This is a genomic window from Tolypothrix tenuis PCC 7101, from assembly GCF_963874875.1.
Taxonomy (GTDB): Bacteria; Cyanobacteriota; Cyanobacteriia; order Cyanobacteriales; family Nostocaceae; genus Aulosira; species Aulosira tenue.
The window spans coordinates 775,101-800,684 of the sequence record NZ_CAWNJS010000001.1 but is presented as its reverse complement, the minus strand read 5'-3'; the positions used below and the strand labels follow the sequence as shown (position 1 = coordinate 800,684).

Annotated in this window: 19 protein-coding genes and 1 tRNA gene; 14 read left to right on the top strand and 6 right to left on the bottom strand. The window is 41.9% G+C overall.

Going from position 1 to position 25,584, the window contains the following annotated elements; all coding sequences use genetic code 11:
• Window positions 1-269 precede the first annotated feature (269 nt).
• The 3 genes from AACU25_RS03255 (at window position 270) to AACU25_RS03245 (ending at window position 4,167) form a co-directional block, all read left to right on the top strand.
• Complete coding sequence (locus AACU25_RS03255; protein ID WP_096573884.1) at window positions 270-731, top strand: tRNA (cytidine(34)-2'-O)-methyltransferase; 462 nt, start codon at window positions 270-272, stop codon at window positions 729-731.
• A gap of 862 nt (window positions 732-1,593) precedes the next feature.
• Window positions 1,594-3,924, top strand: a complete 2,331-nt coding sequence (locus AACU25_RS03250) for a peptidoglycan DD-metalloendopeptidase family protein (protein WP_096573883.1) — start codon at window positions 1,594-1,596, stop codon at window positions 3,922-3,924.
• 169 nt (window positions 3,925-4,093) lie between these two features.
• Window positions 4,094-4,167 (top strand) — tRNA-Met (locus AACU25_RS03245).
• 246 nt (window positions 4,168-4,413) lie between these two features.
• On the opposite strand, the gene AACU25_RS03240 is transcribed toward AACU25_RS03245, so the two are convergent.
• Window positions 4,414-5,448: a zinc-dependent alcohol dehydrogenase family protein gene (locus AACU25_RS03240; RefSeq protein WP_096573882.1), complete on the bottom strand. Its 1,035-nt coding sequence runs from the start codon at window positions 5,446-5,448 to the stop codon at window positions 4,414-4,416.
• 253 nt (window positions 5,449-5,701) lie between these two features.
• The gene (locus AACU25_RS03235; protein WP_096573881.1) at window positions 5,702-6,577 is read right to left on the bottom strand and encodes an MBL fold metallo-hydrolase; all 876 of its coding nucleotides are present in this window, start codon (window positions 6,575-6,577) and stop codon (window positions 5,702-5,704) included.
• Between the two features lie 191 nt (window positions 6,578-6,768).
• Here AACU25_RS03235 and AACU25_RS03230 point away from each other — a divergent pair, with 191 nt between their 5' ends.
• Window positions 6,769-8,166, top strand: coding sequence for a serine/threonine-protein kinase (locus AACU25_RS03230; protein WP_096573880.1), 1,398 nt, complete (start codon window positions 6,769-6,771; stop codon window positions 8,164-8,166).
• A gap of 101 nt (window positions 8,167-8,267) precedes the next feature.
• Here AACU25_RS03230 and AACU25_RS03225 read toward each other — a convergent pair whose 3' ends face one another.
• Entirely contained in the window at window positions 8,268-11,660 is a 3,393-nt protein-coding gene (locus AACU25_RS03225) for an efflux RND transporter permease subunit (RefSeq protein ID WP_096573879.1), read from the bottom strand.
• Window positions 11,661-11,830: 170 nt separating this feature from the next.
• Entirely contained in the window at window positions 11,831-13,192 is a 1,362-nt protein-coding gene (locus AACU25_RS03220) for an efflux RND transporter periplasmic adaptor subunit (RefSeq protein ID WP_096573878.1), read from the bottom strand.
• Window positions 13,193-13,521: 329 nt separating this feature from the next.
• Between AACU25_RS03220 and AACU25_RS03215 the strand changes: the two genes are divergently transcribed.
• Window positions 13,522-13,998 carry a MarR family winged helix-turn-helix transcriptional regulator gene (locus tag AACU25_RS03215; RefSeq protein ID WP_045869507.1) on the top strand — a complete coding sequence of 159 codons (477 nt, stop codon included), beginning with the start codon at window positions 13,522-13,524 and terminating at the stop codon, window positions 13,996-13,998.
• Between the two features lie 565 nt (window positions 13,999-14,563).
• On the opposite strand, the gene AACU25_RS03210 is transcribed toward AACU25_RS03215, so the two are convergent.
• A complete protein-coding gene (locus AACU25_RS03210) occupies window positions 14,564-14,749 on the bottom strand; it encodes a hypothetical protein (protein WP_190445906.1) in 186 nt (61 codons plus the stop codon).
• Between the two features lie 272 nt (window positions 14,750-15,021).
• On the opposite strand from AACU25_RS03210, the gene AACU25_RS03205 reads away from it, so the two are divergent.
• The 9 genes from AACU25_RS03205 to minE all read left to right on the top strand — a co-directional run bounded on the left by AACU25_RS03205 (window position 15,022) and on the right by minE (window position 23,045).
• A complete protein-coding gene (locus tag AACU25_RS03205; protein WP_190445905.1) occupies window positions 15,022-17,091 on the top strand; it encodes an SUMF1/EgtB/PvdO family nonheme iron enzyme in 2,070 nt (689 codons plus the stop codon).
• Between the two features lie 101 nt (window positions 17,092-17,192).
• Window positions 17,193-17,576: a DUF433 domain-containing protein gene (locus AACU25_RS03200; protein WP_096573876.1), complete on the top strand. Its 384-nt coding sequence runs from the start codon at window positions 17,193-17,195 to the stop codon at window positions 17,574-17,576.
• Window positions 17,577-17,672: 96 nt separating this feature from the next.
• The gene (locus AACU25_RS03195) at window positions 17,673-17,894 is read left to right on the top strand and encodes a hypothetical protein (RefSeq protein WP_096573875.1); all 222 of its coding nucleotides are present in this window, start codon (window positions 17,673-17,675) and stop codon (window positions 17,892-17,894) included.
• Window positions 17,891-18,280 (top strand): type II toxin-antitoxin system VapC family toxin, encoded by a 390-nt coding sequence (locus AACU25_RS03190; RefSeq protein WP_096573874.1) that lies wholly within the window; start codon window positions 17,891-17,893, stop codon window positions 18,278-18,280. Before AACU25_RS03195 ends, AACU25_RS03190 begins: the two co-directional genes overlap by 4 nt.
• Window positions 18,281-18,368: 88 nt before the next feature.
• A complete protein-coding gene (locus AACU25_RS03185; RefSeq protein WP_096573873.1) occupies window positions 18,369-19,037 on the top strand; it encodes a hypothetical protein in 669 nt (222 codons plus the stop codon).
• 1 nt (window position 19,038) lies between these two features.
• The gene (locus AACU25_RS03180; protein WP_096573872.1) at window positions 19,039-20,370 is read left to right on the top strand and encodes a four-carbon acid sugar kinase family protein; all 1,332 of its coding nucleotides are present in this window, start codon (window positions 19,039-19,041) and stop codon (window positions 20,368-20,370) included.
• Window positions 20,371-20,607: 237 nt separating this feature from the next.
• Window positions 20,608-21,849, top strand: coding sequence for a septum site-determining protein MinC (gene minC, locus AACU25_RS03175; RefSeq protein ID WP_096573871.1), 1,242 nt, complete (start codon window positions 20,608-20,610; stop codon window positions 21,847-21,849).
• Window positions 21,850-21,893: 44 nt separating this feature from the next.
• The gene (gene minD / locus AACU25_RS03170) at window positions 21,894-22,700 is read left to right on the top strand and encodes a septum site-determining protein MinD (protein WP_045869512.1); all 807 of its coding nucleotides are present in this window, start codon (window positions 21,894-21,896) and stop codon (window positions 22,698-22,700) included.
• 33 nt (window positions 22,701-22,733) lie between these two features.
• Window positions 22,734-23,045, top strand: coding sequence for a cell division topological specificity factor MinE (gene minE / locus AACU25_RS03165; RefSeq protein ID WP_045869513.1), 312 nt, complete (start codon window positions 22,734-22,736; stop codon window positions 23,043-23,045).
• A gap of 436 nt (window positions 23,046-23,481) precedes the next feature.
• On the opposite strand, the gene AACU25_RS03160 is transcribed toward minE, so the two are convergent.
• Window positions 23,482-25,584, bottom strand: a 2,103-nt coding sequence (locus AACU25_RS03160; protein WP_339381998.1) for an AAA family ATPase, incomplete at its 5' end; no start/stop codon positions are given.

The following is a 25,584-nucleotide window of genomic DNA, read 5'->3' as shown; positions in this document are numbered from 1 at the left end:
CGACCAACTAGCGCCTGAATGCCAAAATTTTAGTAAGTTGATTTTCGCGTGATGGCACTAGTTGATCATAAAAATTTAATAATTGATTGTTTTATCTTATGAATACTCTTAGATTTCCTTTTAAGAGTTTATTTTTTTATGTTTTAAAAAACTAATCAATAGAATTAGCTTCATAATTATTAAGAAAACCTATAGATAATCAACATAGATTGGTAAAATGTGTCGAATTAATACATTGTTGTTTCTACTACATTTTTACCACTGAGAAAATGCCCCAGGTAGTTTTAGTTAATCCCCAAATTCCGCCGAATACAGGCAATATTGCCCGGACTTGTGCTGCTACGGGTACAGAATTACATTTGGTAGGGCCTTTGGGGTTTGAAATTAGCGATCGCTACCTCAAAAGAGCAGGTTTAGACTACTGGCCCTATGTCAAACTTAACTATCATGAAACGCTAGAAGACTTTAAAACCGTACATCAGCAACGTGGCGGTCGATGTTTGGGCTTCTCTGTACGTGGCAGTTCCAATTATGCTCAATTTCAGTTTCAAGATAATGACTGGCTGCTATTTGGTAGCGAAACCACAGGATTACCGCCCACAGCTTTGTCAGCCTGTGATACCACTCTCTATATTCCTATGGCGCAACCCAATGTTCGCAGCTTAAATCTGTCTGTAAGTGTTGCTGTCAGCTTGTTTGAAGCCCGCCGCCAATTGGGATATTTACAATAAGGCATGGGCATAGGGCATGGGGCATAGGGCATGGTAATTGGTAATAGTATGTATCTCCTTGTCCCTTGACTCCCTAATCTCCTTCATCTCTCTCACCTCCCTCATCTCCCCAGTCCCCTTTCCCCCAAATTCACCCAAATATATCGATTGTTACAGCTTCAATAAAGTGAATAGATATACTTGATTCTGAAAGCTTTTTCCAAGCTCGGTAAACAATACTTACGAATGTAGGTGAGCTTATATAAGAAATTTGTATCGAAAAGTAGCGACGATTCCGCAAATGAATGATAGATTTTGATGAACTTCAATTATCTTAATCTTGGGAACAAAAACGTCACAAGCTAGTCCTATGAGGCATTTAAACGTTTTTTGCTCGATCAAGATAAAAAAGGAGCGAAAAAGTAGCTGCGAGATAATACGGTTGTCTTTTAGGGAATAATCAACGTAAAGTCTCGTGTTGGGTAGACGGATTGGATGGAAATCTCTTGAAGATATCTACAGCAGGGGATTTGCTTTTCTAGAAGTCGTAGCGAATTAATTGCTGATCGCAACCAGTGGAAATGGCACAGTGTATATGTTTGTCCAGCCCCGGTTAATTTAGCAAAGCAAGCGCAGACAGATGCAAACAGCAAAAAATCCTAAAGGTGTGAGGAACGGAGCGGACAAGTCAGCACAGCAATTTTAAAGTTTTGCTAATAGGTGTGAACTTGTCTAAATCAGAGAAGCAGGTTAATCTTGCGTAAGTATCTCTGGTGGGTGTGATCTTGATCAATCTTTGGATGTGATCTAAATCATTGACTAGTCTCAGACTGAAAAAAAATCAAGGTCAGTTAAACACTAGTGAACATTTAGGAGGTCGTCTTTGAAACGAGCATTGAAAAAGAGAGTAAAAGCTGTGCTGAACAATACTCCCAGCAATGATGGTGTCCCAGTAGAACCGTCAAATAATGCAAATTCTGTAGCTAACCGCCGGGCGCGGACACAAGCCGCCATGATCGGTTTGGCTCTGTCAATGGGAGCAACCAGCCTCTTGGTGACTCGGCAAAACGATCAAGCCCAAGCAGCGGCTCCTGTAGGCAGCCAAAAGGCAGCCTCAACAATGCCAGCTGCTCCTGACACTGAGATGAAATTTGCTCCCACAACGCTGGAAAACCAAACCGTCTCCTTCGTGAGCGTGCCGGAAAATCCTGTGATTGTGGAACCAACAGCAATTTCACAAGTGCCTGGGCTTGAAGCTAAACTACAGGTTGCGGCCAGTGGAATGTCTTTGCCAGTTCCAGCATCAGAAGCAACTGCTAAAGCTACAACAACTTATAAAACTTCTCTCTACCAGCAGTCTCAAGTAGTAAATGGTTTACAAACAACCAACAAGCTACCTGAAGTACAAAAACTTTCTATTGGTAATAGTGCAGTTAGCTCACCCAATGCATCCCTAACAGCAGTAACAGACACTAAAGGTGTGGATAGTGCAGTTACCGCTCAACTGAAAGCACAGCAAGAATTTGCGCTGAATCGCTTACAAGAAAAATCGAACCGTTTAAAAGAAAGTCTGGCGGAGTTGCGGTCTGAGGAGACCCAGAATTTATCAGAGGCTAACAAGGGGTTGGCTGAACCAACAGCTGCTGTAGTTGAAAAAGCTCCACAAATCAACGCCAGCAACCTGACAACGGAACAGTCACCAACCACCACAAATGCTAGCCAAGCAAGCTTGATCGCCAAGCTAAAACAGGCAAAAGCGAATACGGCTCCCGTAGCTACACCTGTACCAGCTACACTCAAAGCTGCTGCACCATCAAATACTGCTGCTTACGAAGTTAAGCCAGGAGATACACTAGCTGCGATCGCTAGTAAGTATGGTACATCTGTCTCAGATTTAGCCAAAGTTAATCATCTGAGCAATCCCAATCAACTGCAAATCAGCCAAAAATTGGTTGTGCCATCTACTGGGGTTAACAGCAGTGCAGCTAACCCATCCAAGTTAGCAATTAACCCCACTGTAGAGCAGGCTGAAGTGGCTACCCCCAAAGCACTGCCATCTCCTGTGAATACAGCTATTGTCAGCCCAACTGTACCTGTGGCACCACAGTTACCAGTTGTTGCTAACAATAACAGTGTTACTTTACCTGTAACACCACAGTTACCAACAGTTGCTAACAATAACAGTGTCGCTGTACCAACACCAGCAACAGCGAACAATCAAATTCCCGCAAATACTGTGGCTGCGGAAACAGCCCCCACTCCTGGTATCTCTTATGGTATGGGTGGTGATGCTCCAGTGCCAAAAATATTTGCAGAACTGCAAAATCAAAAACCACAGAAGCTTGCAAGCGCTAAGAGTAATGAGCGCCTTCAGAGCTTACAAGCAGAAATCCAAAGATTGCGGGAAAAATATCGCGCTCAACAAGCTGGAGTTGTTGTACCAGTAGTTAGCGAAAATAATCAGCCTGCAGCAGTACTTCCTGTAGCTAATATCAATAATTTGGCTACTAGCCCCACTTTCTCACGGAGTGCAGTACAGATTCCTGTACCGTCACCTAGAGGAACCGTTAACTTCCAACCAGTGAAGCCTCTGTTCCGTGCAACTCAACCAACTAACGAGCCAGTAAATCCTGAGTTCTTCTCCAACCAAGCACCTGGACGCAAACTATCTGTACCTCGGATTGCTACACCTCCCAGAGGCGTTAATGCTTCTGATTCTTTAGGCAAGATGCGGGGAACTACCGTTTCTCCAAGTTTGCCGCCTTTGTCAGCTGTAGACCAATATCTACCTAAACCTTTGGACGAGGCTATTCCTCCTCCATCCTCCTCCTCTGTAGCTTACATTTGGCCCGCTAAAGGTGTTCTGACCTCTGGCTATGGCTGGCGCTGGGGAAGAATGCACAAAGGAATTGATGTTGCTAACTCCACAGGTACACCAGTTTATGCGTCTGCTGATGGTGTGATTGAAAAAGCAGGCTGGAACAACGGTGGCTACGGTAACCTCGTAGATATCCGTCATCCTGACGGCAGCATGACTCGCTATGGTCATAACAGCAAGATTTTAGTGCAGCCAGGTCAGCAAGTACGACAAGGAGACACAATTGCTCTTATGGGTAGTACTGGTTTTAGTACTGGGCCACACAGCCATTTTGAAATTCATCCCACAGGTAAGGGCGCAGTTAACCCCATTACTTTATTGGCGAACCGAATCTAATTTCTGGCTGTCTAGAATTCAATTCTTGTCTTGCCTTTTTAAAAGAGGGAGTTAAACTCCCTCTTTTGCTTTACAGCAATTCACTAACCCCAAACAGAAAATTAATTTTCAATTAGACTAGAAATTGTGAAGTTTTTCTGCTATATTTAGAAATCATTGGATAAAGCAAGGCTCAGTAGCTCAGTTGGTTAGAGCACGGGACTCATAAGCCTGGGGTCGTCTGTTCAAGTCAGACCTGAGCCATTAAAAAACTAAAATTGGTTAAGAATTTATAACTCCACCTCTGAGTCTGGTAACTTCGTTCATCGGTGGAGTTAATGACGTTTAAATACCGAAATTGTTCATGACCAAGAGAATTTATTTTTTGGGAATTCCTGAAAAGTAGCGGTTGAACTCAAAATAGCTTTTGGGAAAAAGGTTAAAGGTGATTTCTTTCCCTTTTCCCGTTCCCCTTTTTCCCCTTCACCTAAAAGTATTGAGTAGCGATCGCTAAACGCTCACCATGACTTTAATAGCTTGGCGATCATTCATTGCCTGATAGCCATCAGGAACGCCATTGATATCGACGGTAACGTCTAGGACTAGCGATGGATCGATTTTGTCAGCGAGGACATCAATCAACAGTTCTGGAATATAAGCACGTGCAGGAGCAACACCGCCGCGTAATGTGATGTTGGACTGAAACATCCTCGACAAATTAATTGTCTCGCTACCATGAGGAACCCCGACATAGCCAATTGCTCCACCTGGGCGACAAATGCCGATCGCTGTTTTCATGGAAGACTCTGTACCAACGCACTCGAGAACTGATTCGGCTCCGCCTTTTGTCATTTCTTGCACTTCTTGAATAGCTTGTTCGTCCCGACTGCTGACAAAATCTGTTGCACCAAATTTACGCGCGATCGCCAGCCGATTATCATGGCGACCAAGCATGATAATTCTGGCGGCTCCCAATCGGTGAGCAGCTAACACCCCGCACAATCCCACGGCTCCATCACCAATGACCGCGACTGTGCTTCCTGGTTTTACGCCTGCTGATACTGCTGCATGGTGTCCTGTAGACATCACATCCGTTAGCGGTAAAATCTTCTTGAGCATGGCAGCATCATTTTCCACAGCATCAGGAATTTTCACCAACGTGCCATCAGCAAACTGAGCGCGAACAGCTTCAGCTTGTCCGCCATCATTTTTACCGCCCCAAAAACCGCCTTGTAGACAAGAAGTTTGCAGATTTTTGCCACAAAATTCACAAGCACCATCAGAAAAAGCAAACGGAGCTAAAACGCGATCGCCCCGCTTGAAATTTCGCACCTCCGATCCCACCTCTTCGACAATACCCATCCATTCATGTCCAGTACGCCATCCTGGTTGCCATTGGTCTTTACCTTGATAAAACCACAAATCCGATCCACAGATACAAGCATGAGTAATCCGCACGATCGCATCTGTTGGCTGTTGAATTTGCGGATCGGGAACATTCTCCACCCGCACATCACCTGCTCCGTAATACACAGTTGCCTTCATAATCTACCTTGCACTAGTTTTGGATGACATTTCCACTCACTGTCTCGCAATCAAGCTGTAAAATCCTCCTCATTTAGAGAGGTTTTCAGCTAAATTCAATACAAATCGGCAATTTTGGATGCCTTTCTAGTGAAACCAGAGAGCAAGGCGAGAAATTTGGTAATTGGTAATTGGTAATTGGTAATGGGTAATTGGATTATTATTAATTACCGAAAGATGGAGATAAAACTACGAATTACGAATTAGTAATTATTTATTTAACGGCTTCCATCAACTCAATACACTTGTGCATTTGCTGCTGCATAGTTTCAACATCAGCGTGAAATCTCCGTCCATGACCTGGTAAAACCCATTCAAATGAGTAATTAGCTAATTTCCGCATCGATTTAATTTGCTCTGTCCAAGAATACCAACAGAAATCACGAAATGCATTCAATTGATGCAAGTTTTCTGACCAAGCAAGATGGTCACCAGTGAACAGAAACTTATTTTTATAGAGTAGAACTGTATGCCCTTTTGAGTGACCAGGAACTGGAATAATTAATATATCCTCTGTTAAAGTAAATGGTTCTAACCCAGTTAATTGTATTTCTACATTGCGAGTATCTGCCGAAATATCATCAGCGTGCAGAATGCGTTGACATTGAAAATGCTCTGCAAACTTTTGATGATCGGCAATATCATCTCTGTGAGTCAAATACATATAACGAATTCCGCCCATCTCTTCTAAACGCTTGACCAAAGGCGATGTGAATCGAGGTGAATCTACTAAAATATTTCCTTCAGGATGTTGAATAAAATAGCTAGCGGCGGCATAAGATTTTTTTGAATGATAGCCACAATGGTAAACATTTTCCTCAACTAAAATTGGAAAACTCTGTTGAGCATTTTTGATATCTTGTGGCTTTTCAACTGTACCAATAGAGCTAGTAGGACAGGCTAAAAGTGCTTGCAGTGCAGCTAATCTTTCTTTTTCATTTGTAGGTTGATGATAAACTGCCGACTGTTCATCAACACGATAAAATACTTCAGGATTCATCCAGCGGCAAGTATCACAATCAATACAGCTAGAATCTACATAAAAATCGCCGTTGACATTTTCGGTGCGACGCAGTTTTAAATTAGCCATGTTATACCCCTGTGTCCCTTAGCTAATAGCTGAGGGAAAATAAACCTTATATCACCACGCTAGCAAAATTCATCCCAGACAATCCAAGTCACTGGAAGTAAATTTGTCCAAAAACTTTGGTAGTATCTCAACCCAGCAAATAGAAATGGGAAAACTTAACATATACACACTCTGCTGATATCTACCCAGATATGCTTTACTGTCCTAATCCTAATTGCTCAAATACCTTTAATCCTGATAGCAATAAGTTTTGTCTTCGCTGTGGACAAATACTTACACCTCTATTCCGTAATCGTTTCCGTGTGATTAGACTTTTAGGTGAGGGTGGATTTGGTAAGACTTATGAAGCCAGAGATGTGGATAGGATGGATGAACCTTGCGTGATTAAGCAATTTTTTCCACAAGTTCAAGGAACAGCAGCTTTAGAAAAAGCAACCGAATTGTTTAAGCAAGAGGCGAAGCGTTTGTATGATTTGGGAGAACATCCACAAATTCCCCGCCTCATTGCTTATTTTGAACAGGATCAGCGTTTGTATCTCGTACAAGAGTTCATTGATGGTCACAATTTACTACAAGAATTACAGCAGCAAGGAACATTTAGTGAAGCGAAGATAATACAGCTTTTAAAGGATTTATTACCAGTTCTTCAATTTATCCATGAGCAAGGAGTAATTCATCGAGATATCAAGCCAGAAAATATTATGCGTCGCCATAAAGATGGTCAGTTAATGCTAATTGATTTTGGCGTTTCTAAACAAGCTATCGGAACAATTATTGGTAAAGTTGGAACTACTGTTGGTACACATGGCTATGCACCATTAGAGCAAATGCGTGGTCAGGTATTTCCTGCTAGTGACCTTTATAGCTTGGGTGTAACTTGTATTAGATTATTAACCGGATGTTTGCCAAAAGCTGACGGTTATGATGAACTTTATGATGCTATTAATGGTAGATGGATATGGAGTGAATTCTTAGCCAAAAATGTAACAATCAGTTTTAAGCTACGGCAAACATTAGATAAATTAATTCAAGATTATGTTAATAATCGCTATCAATCTGTTGAGGAGGTTTTGCAATTCTTTAATTCTCAACCTAATAAACTTTTAACTACTAGTGAGTATTCAACTTTGCTAATAAGAGATGATTGCAGTAAATTGAATGATTTGCTTATGCAGAAGAAATGGCGATCTGCTGATAAAGAAACTACTCAGCTAATGCTTAAGCTCTCTAATCGACAACAACAAGGTTGGCTAGATGTACAAGATATTAAAAAATTGCCTATTGAATATATCCAGCAAATTGATACTCTTTGGAACACTCACAGCAATGGAAAATTTGGCTTTAGAATTCAACAGCAAATCTGGCTAAATACTGAGAATAAATTTCAACTAGATTATCAAATATGGTGTAACTTTGGCAATCTTGTTGGATGGTGTCATGAATACTATTGGAAGGAATATAATAATCTAATATTCTCTGATAACGCTCCACAAGGGCATCTTCCTGGCGGAATTTTTATCTCATACCAAGGTTTTGGTAATTGGGTCTCTAGGCTATCTTCTCTGGTAGGTAGATTGACTAATTTATGAATTAATTTATCACTGATTATATTTTTCTAACCACGTTAAATTTTTGAACAAATTTAACGTGATTATCTGTAAGAATTTGAACGACAATAATTAGATTTTAATCATAAGACTTCTATCTTTTCTTGTTCTTGTTTAACTTTATCTTTCTGCTTTCTACTTTGTTTATTCAACCGCTTCCGCAATGATTCCATGTATGTGTAGAAAACTGGAGTGATATAAAGCGTTAGTAATTGAGAGAACAATAACCCACCGACAACTGCTAAACCTAAAGGACGGCGGGATTCTGCGCCTGCACCTAAACCAAGTGCAATTGGTAGAGTACCCATCAATGCTGCCATTGTGGTCATCATAATTGGACGGAAACGCACTACACAAGCTTCATAGATGGCATCAAAGGGCGTTTTACCTTGATTTTGCTGGGCATCCATTGCAAAGTCAATCATCATAATGCCGTTTTTCTTAACGATACCAACTAGCATGATAATGCCGACAAAAGCGTAGATATTTAAATCAACACCAAACACCATTAAGGTGAGTAAAGCACCAAATCCTGCTGAAGGTAAGCTAGAAAGAATTGTAATCGGGTGGATAAAATCTTCGTAGAGAATTCCTAACACAATGTAAATTACTAAAATCGCAATTATTAGTAAAAATCCTAAGCTAGAAAGCGAAGATTGAAATACCTGTGCTGTACCTTGAAAGCTAGTACTAATAGTTGGTGGTAATGTTTCACGAGCTAGTTGTTCAATCTTTCCGGTAACATTCCCTAAAGAAACGCCAGGTTTGAGGTTAAAGGAAATAGTCACAGCAGCAAGTTGTCCGTAATGGTTAACAGTTAATAGCCCAACACCTTTAGTTAGAGTTGCTACAGCATTTAAAGGTACTTCTTGACCACTAGTAGAACGAACTGTTAATAAATCAAGGTCATTGGGACTTAACTGATACTGGGGATCTACTCCCATAATTACTTGATATTGACCATCAGATGCATAGATAGTAGAAACTTGGCGAGTACCATAAGCATTATTTAAAGTGCTTTCAATTTGATTAGCTGTTAAACCCAAAGTTGCTGCTTGTTCGCGGTTAACTTGAACATTAATTTGGGGATTTTTGATTTGCAAGTCGCTATTAACATCTTGCAATTCTGGCATTTGTCGCAACTTTGTTTCCAAAGCTGGCGCGTATTGATATAAATCTTGTAAATTTGGGCTAGAAAGACCAAATTGATATAGTGCTTTTGTCTGCTGTCCACCAAGACGGATAGATGGCGGGTTTTGGACAAATGCTCTAATTCCGGGAATTCCTGTTAGTTTAGGACGTAATTCATTCGCTATTTCATCAGCGCTTTGGTGGCGTTGGGAATGGGGTTTTAATTTTACGAAAATACGTCCAGCATTAGATGTGGAATTAGCTCCACCTGCACCGACACTAGAGTTAATTGCTTCTACATTAGGGTTGCGACGGACAATATTGGCTACGACTTGTTGATGTTTTACCATCTCATCAAAGGAAATATCTTGAGCCGCTTCTGTATTAACGCTCAACTGTCCAGTATCATCATTGGGAATAAAGCCTTTAGGAACAACAATAAATAAATATATGGTTGCAACTAAAATCGCGCCTGAAAGTATCATCGTTGTACGGTGATATTTCATTGATATCTTTAGTGTGGCTTCGTAAGCGCGCAGCATGGTATCAAATACCCATTCAGAAGCATTATAAAGGCGACGTTTCCAATTTTTAGCTTTCTGTTTTTTGGATTTATTTATTTGATGTCCATTCCCATCATTAGAGATGACGTGACCATTTTCTACATGATGATTTCCATTGTTGGATGTAGAATGACCATTACCTGTATGATCAAATCCATCTTGGGATAATGCATGACCATTTTCTGCATGGTTAAATCCATCATTGGATATGACATAATCACTTTTTAAATCGTGATTTCTATTGCTAGATATAACATGATCATTATTTAGATGATGTCCATTTTCTGAATCTTGATGCTCACCTTCATGCTTGAGAAAACGACTACATAGCATTGGTGTGAGGGTAAGGGAAATAAATCCAGATACTAAAATTGAAACGCTAATAGTAACAGCAAACTCACTGAATAGTCTTCCCAAAATACCGCCCATAAACATGATGGGAATAAATACAGCTACTAGCGAAATGGTCATTGATAAAATGGTAAATCCAATTTCTCTGGAACCATTGAGGGCAGCTTGCAGACGATTTTCGCCCATTTCCATGTGACGCACAATGTTTTCTAACATTACGACTGCGTCGTCTACCACAAAGCCAACCGCTAAGGTAAGCGCCATTAATGACAGGTTATCTAGAGAGTAACCTAGTAGTAGCATTACCCCAAATGTTGCTACTAGTGATAAAGGTACTGCCAAGCTGGGAATGATGGTAGCTGAAATGTTACGTAAAAAGAGAAAAATAACCAAAACTACCAAGCAAATTGTCAGAAACAAGGTAAATTTGACATCATTTACTGACTCACGAATTGATTGGGAGCGGTCATACAAAATTGTCATATCTACCGCCGCCGGAATTTGCTCACGGAAGCTCGGTAAAATCTTTTTAATTCCGTCTACAACTGCTACAGTATTACTTCCTGGTTGTCTTTGAATTGCTAAGACAATCGCCCTTGTACCGTTAAACCAACTAGCTACTTTATCGTTTTCTACGCTATCAAATACCTTACCTAATTCTCCTAATTGAACAGGCGCACCGTTACGATAAGAAATCACTAAAGAACGGTAAGCTTCAGCATTGTTTAATTGCCCATTGGATTCAATAGTGAAGTTTTGGTTTTTGCCGTAAAGGTTACCAGTGGGTAAATTAGAATTTCCTTGGGAAACAGCAGTTGCGACTTCATCAATTCCTAGACCTTTTGCACTTAAAGATTGAGGATCTAGGTAAATTCGCACGGCGTACTTTTGCGAACCATAAACCTGTACCTGCGCCACGCCATCAACCATTGAAAGACGCTGCGCTAGGATTGTTTCCCCGTATTTATCGACTTCTGATAAGGGCAACGCTGATGAGCTTAAAGCTACATACAAAATAGGCGAATCTGCTGGATTGACTTTGCGGTATGATGGCGGATTCGGCATACTACTGGGTAACTGACGCGCTGCTTTAGCGATCGCAGATTGCACATCTTGAGCCGCACTATCTATATCCCGACTCAAGTTGAATTGCAGCGTAATTTGTGCCGAACCCAGAGAACTTGTAGAGTTCATCGAATCTAAACCAGCAATACTGGAAAATTGCTGTTCTAATGGCGTTGCAACTGACGAAGCCACCGTCTCAGGGCTGGCTCCTGGTAAGCTAGCGGATACCTGAATCGTGGGAAAATCCACAGTTGGCAAGTCACTCACTGGCAGCAATTGATAACTCATCAACCCAAACAGCATGATGGCTAGCATCACCAGTGTGGTCATTATCGGTCGGCGGATGAATAACGCAGAGATGTTCATGGGGTGGGGATTGGGGATGGGGAAAAAGCAGGGGAGCAGGGAGCAGGGAGCAGGGGAGAAATAAATTTTGACCTTTGGCTCTTGTACAGACGCGATTCATCGCGTCTCTTTGTCTTTTTGATCCTTGACTCTTGAATATAAAAGTATAAATATTTACAAAAAAACTATAATTAGGGGCTTTGATTTCCTTGGTTAACGTTTCCTGTTCTTTGTCCAGTGCCGACTGCTTGCTTTATTTGGACTTTGGCTTTGGGTCTAAGGTTAAATTGTCCGTCAGTAACGACTTGTTCGCCTTCTTTTAAACCTTCTTGAATGACTGATTCATTGCTAACAGCATTACCCACAACAACGGGACGCATATCTACAGTTTGGTCGGCAGGATTCAATACATAGACAAACTGCCCTTTTTGTCCTGTCTGGATGGCTGTGGTTGGTACAACTATGGCGTTGGGTTCTTGGGTGAGTCTGACAACCACGTTGACAAATTGACCTGGCGATAAGCGTCCGTCGCTGTTAGTAAAGCTGCTTTTGAGTTGAATTGTTCCAGTGGTGGGGTCTACACCACTGTCTATAAAGGAAAGTTCGCCATGTTCGGGACGCTGTTCATCCTTGGGGATGTAAGCATCAACTTGTATTTTTCCCTGTGCCCGATATTTGTTGAGTTCTGGCAGTAAGCGTTGCGGTAGGGAAGTTGTAACGTAAATTGGGCTAATTTGGCTGATTGTCACTAAGGGATTGGTGTCGTTATCTTTGACCAAGTTGCCTTGATTGACTTTCAAGCTACCTGTACGTCCGGTAATTGGGGAATAAATCGAACTATAGGAAAGGGTGATTTTAGCGCTGTCAATTGCTGCGTCTGCGGCTGTAACTGTGGCTTTAGCGTTATTTAAATCGGCTTTTGCAGCTTCTACTGCGGCCACGGCGTTACTAATACCTTCGTTATCTGCAATTACTGTGGCTTTTTGGGCATCCGATGCCGTGCGAAATTGGTCTGCTTGCTCTTTACTAATCGCACCTTGTCCCAATAGCGTACTATATCGTTGTGCTTGAACTTGAGCGTTTTTGGCTTGGGTTTGGTCTTTGAGGAGATTTGCTTTAGCTTGATTGACTTGGGCTACAGCCTTTGAGAGGTTGGCTTGCGCTTGTTTTACCTGGGCGATCGCTTTTTCTTTATTGGCTTGCGCTTGCATTAACGCCGCTTCTTGCGGTCGAGAATCTATTTTGAATAATAGTTGCCCTTTTTTAACATTCTGCCCTTCTTGGAAATAAACACCTGTGAGTGGCCCGGCAACTTGTGACTTTACCCCTACTGTCGAATACGCCACGACGGTTCCAGTTTGTCGTAACTCAACAGGTATGGTTTTACGTGTTACTGTCGCTACTACAACAGGTACAGCGCGCTGCTGATTCTTCCCTTGTTGCTTATTAGACTGTGCCTCGGTAGCCGTACAACCACATACAGCAATTAAGCTCAATAGCAAGATGTTTCTACCGATCTGTTTTGGTATTAATGGTAAAAGTCCTGGCAACATATATTTTTGCGTATTTAAAGAAAGTCTAGTCTTGAAATTACGAGATAAATATCTCATCCTGACTAGCAGCAGCATTAATTTTGAGCCTCTCAATAAAGGTTTAACAGATATTTGAAAAATACAAACACAATATTAGCTAAAATTAATTAGCTTTGCTAACTGTTAGCACAACATCTATCTTGAGAAATATTTTTGGATTTGATGTTTGTCATTTGTAAGAGGCAGCAGGAAGTTCTCATAATTAATAAGGAGTCTGCTAATCTTCTTGAATCTCTGGCGTTCTCATCGATTTGTCTCGCTACTTCCTGTCCATTAGCACTGCGTGAAATATGAATACCAAAAAACTAGCTACAGAAATCACACCAGAGCAATGCGCTGCCAAAATGATGGAAACTATTCCCACAATCATCAAGTTCTTTCGCGCAGAAATGAGACGGAATGCTTCATTTTTGCCAGAATCGCTTTCTATTCCGCAGTTTCGGACACTGGCTTTCCTCGATCGCAATCCTGGTGCTTCTCTTTCGCAAGTTGCAGAAAATTTAGGGGTAACTAGAGCTACAGCTTCAAATCTGACAGACCGTCTAGTACAAAAGAATTTGGTTAGTAGAGTAGAGAATCCTCAAGAACGTCGTCATGTTCTCCTGAATTTGACTGAGACAGGCAAGTATCATCTGCAACAGGTTAGGGCGTTGACAAGTGCAAGAATTGCTTCTGTATTGGCTAATCTACCAGAAGAGCAAATCCAGAGTGTAGCAGCAGGATTAACAGCGCTGAGTAGTATTTTTGAAGATTTAATTACTGAATAAAGCTAATTTAATAAGTAGAGTGATGCGATTACAGATAGTTGGTGATTGGTAATTGGTAATTGGTAATTGGTAATTGGTAATTGGTGATTGGTAATTGGTGATTGGTAAGGGTTTCAAGTCTAATTAGGTTTTGTAACATATAGGAATCTGATTTGATTTGTGAAAAAATTTCAGTAAGCCGTAACGCACGAAAAGCTTTGGGGCTGATGCGTTACGCTATCGCTAACGCATCCTACGTAAACTTGCGAAAAAAATTTGTAGTATGCCATTGACACAATGTAAGCTTTGTATTACAAATGTAATATAGATACTAAAAAATCTTTCCAGTTTGAAATCGATACAGATATCACTTTTGGGAGTGTATCTGAGCAATTTCTCTCGGCACTATCAAATTATTGGGGCCGCGATTGGTGTTCGACTGCTCTGAAACCAACAAACGGACAGCTGCAGGCTTTGGGTTCGATTCCCAACGGTTCCACTTGGATTAATTCGTAATTCGTAATTTGTAATTCGTAATTGAAAGACAAGCGATCGCAATGTTTTGTATGTTATGGGAAGGTGGCATCTAATTCTCGATGCGATCATAAATTGTCAGTCGATGCAATCGTAATGTGACCGGATGCATTGGCATTGTCAGGCGATGCAATCGTAATGTGACCGGATGCATTGGCATTGTCAGGCGATACAATCGACATTCGACTTGCTGCATTGGCATTGTCAGGCGATACAATCGACATTCGACTTGCTGCATTGGCATTGTCAGGCAATACAATCGTAATGCGACCCGATACATTGGCATTGTCAGGCAATACAATCGTAATGCGACCCGATACATTGGCATTGTCAGGCGATGCAATCGTAATGTGACCCGATGCGATCGCAATTTTAATATCAGAAGTAAAAACTGTAGATTTCGCTTATATAGCTACGAATTACACTTACTAATGCTTAGATTGACTTGTCATATTTAATAGTTGGCGATTACACTGAGATTCATTAGTTTTCTATGGATTGACAGTCATCGTGAACACACTGGCTGGGCGCTACGAAATCATTCGTAAATTAGGTGAGGGTGGCTTTGGTGCAACATTTCTAGCTAGGGATAATTTGCAACCTAGCAAACCTTTATGTGTAGTCAAGCAACTACTTCCTAACCAATCCCATCCTCGTGTTGTGCAATTTTTTGACAAAGAAGCGGCTATTCTCGAAAGGTTAGGTAAACATCCTCAAGTGCCTCAATTACTGGCACACTTTAACGAAAATCAAAATCTTTATATAGTTCAGGAGTTTATTGAAGGACAAGACTTAAGTAAAGAAATCATTCCTGGTAAGCCACTGAGTGAGGGTTATGCAACCAAGTTGTTGCAAGATGTTTTAGAAATTTTGTCTTTTGTACATAATCAAGGAGTGATTCACCGCGACATTAAGCCTCAAAATTTGATGCGCCGACATCAGGATGGTAAAATTTTCCTGATTGATTTTGGGGCGGTGAAAGAACTTGGTACTTTGATGGTGAACACTCAAGGTGAAGTAAAGTCCAGCATCATCATCGGTACTCCCGGCTATATGCCCTATGAGCAAAACAGTGGTAAACCTTGTTTGGGTAGTGATGTCTATGCTTTGGGGATGACGATCATTCAAGCATTGACTGGCGTTTCACCTTTTGAGTTACAAGAAGACCCATTGACGGGTGAAATTATTTGGCGACATCTAGCACAAGTGAACGATCATTTGGCTGAGGTATTAACTAAGATGGTACGCCGTCATTTCAGTTTACGATATGCCAATGCAACAGAAGCTTTGCAAGCTTTAACATCAGCTTCATCATCACCAGTAGCGCCAACAATTATTTTTAATCCTGCTCAAGAAGTATATTTTCAAGAAGCGACAATTCGCGCACAACAAGGTCAGGGTAATTTTTCTGTTTTTGCATTAAGAATACTTGAATCTAAGCGCATTGAGTTAGGTTTATCTGAGGATGAAGCCAGACAAATTCACGAACAAGTTCTACAACCTTATCGTGAATATCAGCGTAAGTTACGAGACTATGAACAAGCGTTGATTGATGCAATCAAGCAACAATATCCTTTTAATCAAGCCACGCAAAAAGATTTACAAGAATATCAGCAATATTTAGGATTACGGAATGAAGATATTGCAGCGATAGAAGCACGGGTATTTCCCCAGAAACCACAGCCAATTCCATCATCTACACCTGTGTCTGTGCAAAAATCCCCCTCACCTGTGCAAATTCTCACTCAGCCTTTTGAATTTGAGTTCGCCACCCCAATAGTGAAAAGTACAGGATTTTGGGGAAGAGGAAAAGTTCATGAAATTAAATGTAGTCGGGGACGCGCTGAGTTTTTTACAGAAAGCCTTGGTAATGTCGTAGTGCTGGATATGGTTGCAATTCCTGGCGGTCAATTCCTTATGGGTTCCCCAAAGAAGGAGCAAGGACGCAACGACTTTGAAAGCCCACAGCACACCGTAACGATTCAACCTTTTTTCATGGGGAAATTTCCCGTTACCCAGAGCCAATGGAAAGCTGTTACCGCCTTACCTAAGGTTAAGATTGATTTAAAACCCGATCCATCATCTTTTAAAGGCGCTAATCGACCTGTTGAACAGGTTTCTTGGGATGATGCAGTTGAGTTTTGTGCCAGACTGTCTAAGGAGACTGGGAAAATCTATCGCTTACCAACTGAAGCAGAATGGGAATATGCTTGTCGTGCAGGAACGACTACTCCATATTATTTTGGCGAAACCATTACAAAGGATGTAGCTAATTATCAGGGGATTGTGGGGGGAACAACAGATGTGGAAAATTATCCTGCTAACCCTTTTGGTTTATTTGATATTTGTGGTAATGTCTGGGAATGGTGTAAAGATGAGTGGCACGGAAACTATACTAATGCACCAGCAGACGGCAGTGCTTGGTCAATTGAAAATGATAATCAAAAGGTGCTGCGTGGCGGCTCATGGTTCTACTTTCCTGGTTACTGTCGCTCGGCTTATCGCTACAGGTTCGGGCGTGACGACAGGAGCAACAACGTGGGGTTTCGGGTTGTGGTGTTTGCGGGCAGGGCTTTTTAGGACTTTAGCTATTAGCCTTGAAATTGATTCCAAGGCAGGATGGCAACAAAATGAGATATTTAGAATATGATCCTTTTAGCGCTAGAAACTAAAAACTGAAAATGACAGCATATGCCCTAAATTTACCTGACCAGTTGAAACAAGAAATTGAGCAATTAGCTCAGATTCAGGGGATTTCGCTTGACCAATTTATTCTGTTGGCTGTAACAGAAAAAGTAAGTACTCTGAAAGCATCGTTTCCACAGATTGCTTATCGTCAGGGATCAAATGGGCAACTTGTACCAATCATCAAAGGGACGGGAATTCGAGTGCAGACTGTGGCGATCGCTTCCCAAAAATGGGGTATGAGTTTAAGTCAGATAAAGAATGAGTACGATCTGACTGAAATACAGGTAAGAGAAGCTCTGAGTTTTTATGCAGTAAATAAGGAGCAGATTGACGCAGCGATCGCTTCTGAAGAATCCTTAGAGATTGCGAATGGTTAAGCTTAAGCTTCATCTAGAGACAGAAGATGTAAATAAAATATACGGCAGATAAAGCCGATTGCTCATTTATTTAGATTCTGAACTAGCAGAGTAGCAATGAAAGCACATCGAATTGAAGCAACCTTAACCGAAGACGGAACTTTGCTCATCAAAGACTTACCATTTCAGGCTGGGGAAGCCGTGGAAATTATAATTTTAGAAAGCCACACTCATAGCCAAAAAGCGAATCCTTATCCTTTGCGTGGGAAAGAACCGTACCGTTATGATGATCCTTTTGAAACTGCTGTGCCATTGGAAGATTGGGAAGTCTTGCAATGATCGTATTAGATACTCATATATGGGTTTGGTGGGTTCAAGGTGATACAAGACTGACTAAACAATATCAAAACTGGCTGCAACAATATGAATCCCAAGGTTTAGAAATCAGCATCATGTCTTGTTGGGAAGTTGCCAAATTGGTAGAGATTGGCAAATTAACTGTACCGTCTCCAATTGAAGAGTGGTTAACTACAGCTTTAGCTTACCCAGGAGTACAGCTACTCGAACTAACAATTCCCATTATCGTTGAATCAACCAAGCTCCCAGGTTTTCACAAAGATCCATTTGACCAAGTTATTGTAGCTACTGCCAGAATTTACAGATGTCCCTTACTAACTGCTGATGCAAAAATCCTGGCATATTCTGGCGTACAAACTCTTAAATAAATATCAACAACATTTCTCATCCCATCATATACGCCAAACCCGACTACAATATATACGCAACTCGCGCTTCCTTAAGGAGTATCCAGCAGTGCAGCCGGATTTATTAGGTTTGGAAATTAGTAAAGGAGAATTGAGACGCTTAACTGGATTCGATCCAGAAGACGTTTTCCGACCTTCTATTATGGCAGACCGCGAGAAGCGATTGGGGTTTTTTATGAATGAGGGGTTGGTGGCGCTGGCGCTAACACCGATTATTGTGGGGGGAATTTATGCTTTTATTATTCTGCCAGCTATAGGTTCTTCGATTAAATTAGGCATTCTGTTATTAATTCTAGTACCCATTGCGGTGATCATTGGGCGATCGCTCTGGCGAAAATTCACTTGTCCCCACGGGTTGACAATCCTTTTAGATGAAGTCGATAAATATCATTCTGTAATCAACGCTATCGATATTAACGACCAATTAGCGACATCTGGCAATGCTCAAAGCAGCATCAATGACAGAGATAAAGTCATCTCCGCATTACAACTGATTCGCGAAGATTTAGTTCGGGCTTTAAAAACCGAACGAATTTTACGGGATAATAAAAAATTGCTTGCTAATAATCAAGAGTTATTTGTCAATAATTTAGCCAATCTCCAAGCCTTGCAAGTAAGTAGTCAGGCTGGTGATTACGCTGAGTTTCTCAATCAATCATTGCAGATTGCTTTAGATGTGCAAGCAGAAATTAGCAAATTACAGTCTCCCCGACGTTGACATGACAAACAAACCAAAAATTATTGTCCTGGATGATGATCCTACGGGTTCCCAAACAGTCCACAGTTGTTTGCTGCTGATGCATTGGGATGTGGAGACTTTACGCCTGGGTTTGCGAGATGATTCACCAATTTTCTTTATTTTGACAAATACGCGATCGCTGCCACCAGAGTCGGCGGCATCTGTAACTAAAGAAGTCTGTCAAAATTTAAAAGTAGCGTTACAAGCCGAAAATATTACCGACTTTTTGGTGGTTAGTCGTTCTGATTCGACTTTAAGGGGACATTATCCCATTGAAACAGATGCGATCGCTCAAGAACTCGGCCCCTTTGATGCTCATTTTCTTGTCCCGGCATTTTTTGAAGGGGGACGCATCACTATTGATAGCATCCACTATTTAATCATTGATGGTAAACCTAAGCCAGTGCATGAAACTGAATTCGCTCGTGATTCAGTCTTCAGGTACCATCACAGTTATTTACCGAAATATGTAGAAGAAAAAACCCAAGGACAAATTAAGGCTGAGTCTGTCACCAGATTCTTGCTAGATGATATCCGTGCAGGTAGTTTGCAGAGGTTGTTACAACTTAGCGGTAATCAGTGCGTTGTTGTTGATGGGGAAACCCAAGCCGATCTCAACACCTTTGCTGCTGATATTTTAACAGCCGCCAGTCAGGGAAAACGCTTTTTATTCCGCAGTGCTGCCAGTATCTTAACTGCTTTAGCTGCCTTACCTCCTCAACCCATCGCCGCCGAAAATATGGCAGAGTATGTACGTGGTGGTAAACCAGGTGCAGTGATTGTCGGTTCCCACGTCAAGAAAACGACGCAACAGCTAGAAGCATTATTACAAGCTGATGGTACAGAGGGAATTGAAGTTAATGTGGCGCGATTACTTAATGATGACGAGAATCAATCTGCTACACTGCTAACCGAAATCCTAGAAAGTATCAAGACGGTACATGACGCTGGCAAAACACCAGTAGTTTATACCAGCCGTCAAGAACTTACCTTTGAGGATGTGAATACCAGGCTAGAGTTTGGCAAAAGAGTTTCTGGTTTGTTAATGGATATTGTTAGGGGTTTACCATCTGATATAGGATTCTTAATCAGCAAAGGCGGCATTACCTCTAATGATGTTTTAAGTACCGGACTAGCTTTAACTTCAGCTAGGTTAATGGGTCAAATTTTAGCTGGTTGTTCGATGGTGCGAACACCCTCAGACCATCCCCAATTTCCTAATTTGCCAGTAGTATTATTTCCTGGTAATGTTGGCGATGCTGATGCCTTGGCAACAAGTTATCGCAGATTAGTTAAGAAGGGTGAAGGGTGAAAGGGGAAAGGGGAAAGGTGAAGGATGTAAATGCAATTAGCTACTTGTGGCTTCTCTAGAAGCAGAAGTAGTGTGCGCTGGCGATGATGAATATTTTAATTTCATACTTCATACTTCATCATTCTTCTGATATACTCTGCACTCAGTAGTTTCTGGGGTGAGGATGTTATTGCGCGTTGCAACTAATCTATTATTGATCGTTGCTCAGTTTGTTCTTTGTTTTTTGGCTGGTGCTGTATGACTTCTGATTCTGCCGATTTAGAGTCAAATTCTGCACTTTCTGATGCAGATTCACAATCTAACCTCTCTCGTATAGAGTTAAATTCTATTCTTCCAGATGCAGAACTAAATTCTGTTCTTCAGTATTTAAAGACACATTCTGCGTCCTCAAAGTTGCATAACTCTGAGGATGAGGTAAATTCTATACCTAATAATGTGGAATCAAATTTAGAACACCCGGATGAGGAGGTAAATTCTGCACCTGCTGATGAGGTAGCGAATTTAGAAACCCTGGATGGGGATGTAAATTCTCCATCTACAGAAGCGATTACCAACTCAGAAAATCCTGAGGGGGATACCAATGCTGTGACTCCAGATGCGATGCCTACGGCGGGCAAAGCCTACGCCAATGCAGAAAATCCTGATAAAAAGGAAAATTCTGCTATTATGTCAGATTTAGACTCAATTTCTACCCTGTCGGATTTAGATGCCCTAGAGTCACCATCACCAGACAATAAAGCCAAAAATGATCTCCAAGTCCAATGGAAAACTGAGGAGGGAAGACTATTATTAATTTTACCCTCCGAAGCACAAGTACCTGCTGCAGAATTTAACTGGTATGAAATTTGGCAACAGATGCGCCAACGCTTACAAGCCGATCGCTTCCGCGTACCAAATACCCCAGTGCATCTACTAGCAAAAGACCGCTTGTTAGATAGCAGACAACTGCAAGAACTAGCAGAGGTCTTAAATGAAATCCAACTCCAGCTAAAATCTGTGGCTACCAGTCGCCGTCAAACTGCGATCGCAGCTGTTTCCTCTGGCTATTCTGTAGAACAGTTACCACTAGAAACTTCCTTAAGTTCAGAACCAAAAGTTGCACCAACTCCTTTGGCAGATGCACTTTATCTCGAAATGACAGTACGTTCTGGTGTAGAAATTCGCCATCCCGGAAGCGTCATCATCTTGGGAGATTTAAATCCAGGTGGTATCGTAGTTGCAGATGGAGATATTTTAGTGTGGGGAAGGTTACGTGGTATCGCCCATGCTGGTGCTAGTGGCAATCGCGATTGTTTGATTATGTCCCTGCAAATGGAACCAACCCAACTGCGGATTGCCGATGCTGTAGCCAGGGCCCCAGAAAAGTCGCCTACACAGTTTTCACCTGAAGTAGCGCACATGACACCGCAAGGCATTCGCATCGCTAGGGCTATTGATTTTTCCCGAAGTCAATTAAATAGGATGAATCTGGAGCCATAAGTAATTACTATATTTTCTAAACCCTAATTGAGCGTGTTTCGATCATGACTCGCATTATTGTCATTACCTCCGGTAAAGGAGGAGTGGGTAAAACCACAGTTTCAGCAAATTTAGGCATGGCGATCGCAAAAATTGGTCGTCAAGTAGCCTTAGTTGATGCGGATTTTGGACTGAGAAATTTAGACTTGCTGCTAGGACTAGAAAACCGCATCGTGTATACGGCGGTAGAAGTTCTCGCCAGAGAATGTCGCTTAGAACAAGCCTTAGTCAAAGATAAGCGGCAAACAAATCTCGTACTCTTACCAGCCGCCCAAAATCGTACCAAAGAATCAGTTACCCCCGACCAAATGAAATTATTGGTGAACGCACTGGCGCAAAAGTACCAGTACGTGATCATCGATAGCCCGGCAGGTATTGAAATGGGATTCAAAAATGCGATCGCACCCGCAAAAGAAGCCCTCATTGTCACCACACCAGAAATTTCTGCTGTCCGTGATGCTGACCGTGTAGTGGGGTTATTAGAAGCACAAGGCATTAAGCGAATTCATCTAATAATCAACCGCATCAGACCCGCAATGGTGCGAGCCAATGATATGATGTCTGTTCAAGATGTTCAGGAACTTCTTGCCATCCCTTTAATTGGAGTCATCCCTGACGACGAGCGTGTGATTGTTTCTACCAACCGTGGCGAACCTCTAGTACTCTCAGAAAACCCTTCTATAGCTGCCACCGCTTTCGAGAACATTGCACGGAGATTAGAAGGGGAAACTGTCGATTTTCTTGAACTCGACTCACATCACGACAACATTTTTACTCGTTTGAGAAAGTTGTTGTGGACAAAACTTGCTTAACCATATTTTCCCGTCTCCGCAGACCTACTAGCAATGATTCTCGAACTACTAGAAAGACTTTTTGTTCGTTCACCAGATACCAGTCGTACCCACGTTAAACGCCGCCTGCAATTGGTGATAGCCCATGATCGCGCCGACATCGACCCCCAGAAATTAGAAAAAATGCGAGAAGAAATCCTCGAGATTGTCTGTCGCTATGTAGAAGTTGATACAGAGGGGTTGGAGTTTTCTTTAGAAAGTAACCAAAGAACCACAGCTTTAATTGCCAACTTACCCATTCGGAGAGTTAAAGAATCTGAAAATGAAGAAGAAGAATTAGAAAGTAGCGAAACAACGTTTTTATAGTTGTTCATTTAGTATTTTTTATCTGATAGCAATTAGCTAACTGCTAATAGCTATTATCGTTGCGAGAATTAAAAATTAAAAGTTTTTATTCTACTACTTATACCAACTTGAACACCAAAATCTGATAAATAGTAGGGGCAAGGCACTGCCCATTGGTGTCAACTTAACGTAAAACCCGCTTTGTGCAAAGGTTTTGCCCTCACCCCCAGCCCCTCTCCCTGAGGGAGAGGGGAGCAAGAGATTCAATTCCCCTTCTCCCTGAGGGAGAAGGGGTTAGGGGATGAGGGCGAGGGTTTTTGTACAACACGCGCCGTATATAGCTTTTAGCTTAAGTTGACACGTATGGGCACTGCCTTGTCCTCCAGATAATTTACCTATCGCCAACATTATTTAAATTCGCCTTACCAATTACCAATTACCAATTACCAATTACCAATTACCTATGATGTTTTTGCAAAACCCAACGGCGAAACAGTTCTACAATAATTCGCCAACGTCCCTCATTTTCTGCAACCACATCATGACGCATTAAAACATCCAGCGCTGCTTGTAACTGTACGCTACCCATACCTGTAGACTCAGCTAAAGCATCTAAGCTTAACCCTTCAGGATGCGGTGCAAGTACCTGTATTATCGCCTGCTGACCATTAGCACCCCGCACCGCCTGACCCCAAACCCCATCAAAATAGTAGCGTCCCCGCTTAAAAAACTCAGAATCGCTGATAACTGCTGCTACATCTTCCACCGTAAAAACCGGACTGCGGGAACGTCCTTGTTCAAACACAAAATCATTGTAGCGGCGCACTAGCTGGAATCCCAGCAGTTGCACTAAATAAGGTTGACCAGATGTTAAAGCATAAATTTTATCTAAAGCCTCTGGGGTATAGTCAAGAAGAAAATCTTCACCTGGGTTCGCTAGAATTTGCCTAGTAGCTGCACGTGTCAAAAATCCTACATGGATGGGAATGACGCTAGCAAAGAAAGGTTGAAAATAATCTGCCGTCATTTCCTCTAAGGTGTGCAAACCAGCAAAAGCAAAGGCAACTTTAGAACTCATTTGCACCAACCCCCGCAGAAATCCCATAAAATCTTGGGGGATGTTTCCCGCTTCTATTAGTTCTTCAATTTTCTCAAACTCATCTAAAGCGATAATTAATCCACCTTCTAACTGTGCTTCTACCTGTTTGAAATAGCGTTCAAAAGTCCGGTAAGGAAGATTGAGCAAATCTGCATCAGTTGGCGGTGAAATTTTCACAGCTTGGGAAATTTCATCAGTTATTGCCATTAGCACTTCGCCAACTCCTTGCGGAGTATCACCCAACCGCAGCAGGTTGACATAAACTAGCTGAAGCCCTGAACCTAGAGAATTAGCGGCGTTAACTAAGATAGAAGTTTTACCCATACGCCTATGACCGTAGAGAACTACAGACTGGAGTTGATGACCCATCACCCAAAGTTCTTCTAACTGTCTGATAATATCTTCCCGCCCAACAAAGAGATTACCTTGAACGGGGTCGCCTACTATGTAAGGATTAACCACAGGCTTGGTGATGGTAACTGCTCCCACCTCACCAGCAATTTGTAACAAGCTTTCTTTCCAAGTTTGGGCAATATCTACAATTAGTCCGCGTTCTGCTTGCGGCAAAGTGTCAGCTTGATTCAGGATGTTAGTAAGTTCACCTAAAGCGCGATTGAGAGCCAAAGACTTAGCTGAACGAGATACGCTGCGATTAACAAACTGGACATCTTCAACAACTCGACGCAAGCTTGTAATAGCTTTCCAAGTGTCCGGGCGTAAAAGGGGTTCTGGCGGGAAAGTAGGTAATTGCACAGCAGCAATAGAGACTGGTTCTTTAGCTTCGTGAAATGCTGCAAGAGTTTGAGCAAGGGTATACATTTCCTCGCCATAGAGAAGAGAACGCACTACAGCAAAAGCTTCAGTTGCTTTTACTGGTTCTTCTTCATGCAGATACCAAAAACCAGCAGCAGCAGCACGAGCAGGAGTATCTAAGCAGGGGTCTGTAAGCAAACGAGCTTGTAACCTTTCCCTCCAAGAACGAGGGAGAATAAAAAACTCTTTGACTGCGTCTGATTTTAGTTGTTCTTCTAGAGAAGTTGAGGCAAAACGTACTAGGTTCCAATCAAAAGGAGCTTCAACTAGCCGAGAGATATGCCAAATAATTTCCTCTGATGGGATTTTGGCAAGTACTTTATTCACTGCTTGTACAACAGGAATAAATTGCAGAGTATAAGCTAGCAATTCATTAGTATTATGCAAAGCTGTTTCCCAATCTTGTTGCAGCCAATTCTGCAACCGCTTATCAAGATTCAGTAAGGGAATTGAAGTAATACGGGGAAGTAAAAAACTACCATTTGGGATTTTTTGTAAATTCAAAGGTAAGCCAACTAGCCAATTCTCTGGACGCATAACCGCCACGCCTACCGCCACGCCTAACGCGCCTACCGCCATGCCTACCGCCACGCCTACCGCCATGCCCGCCGCCACGCCTCTCTCCACGCCTACCGCCACGCCTAGCGG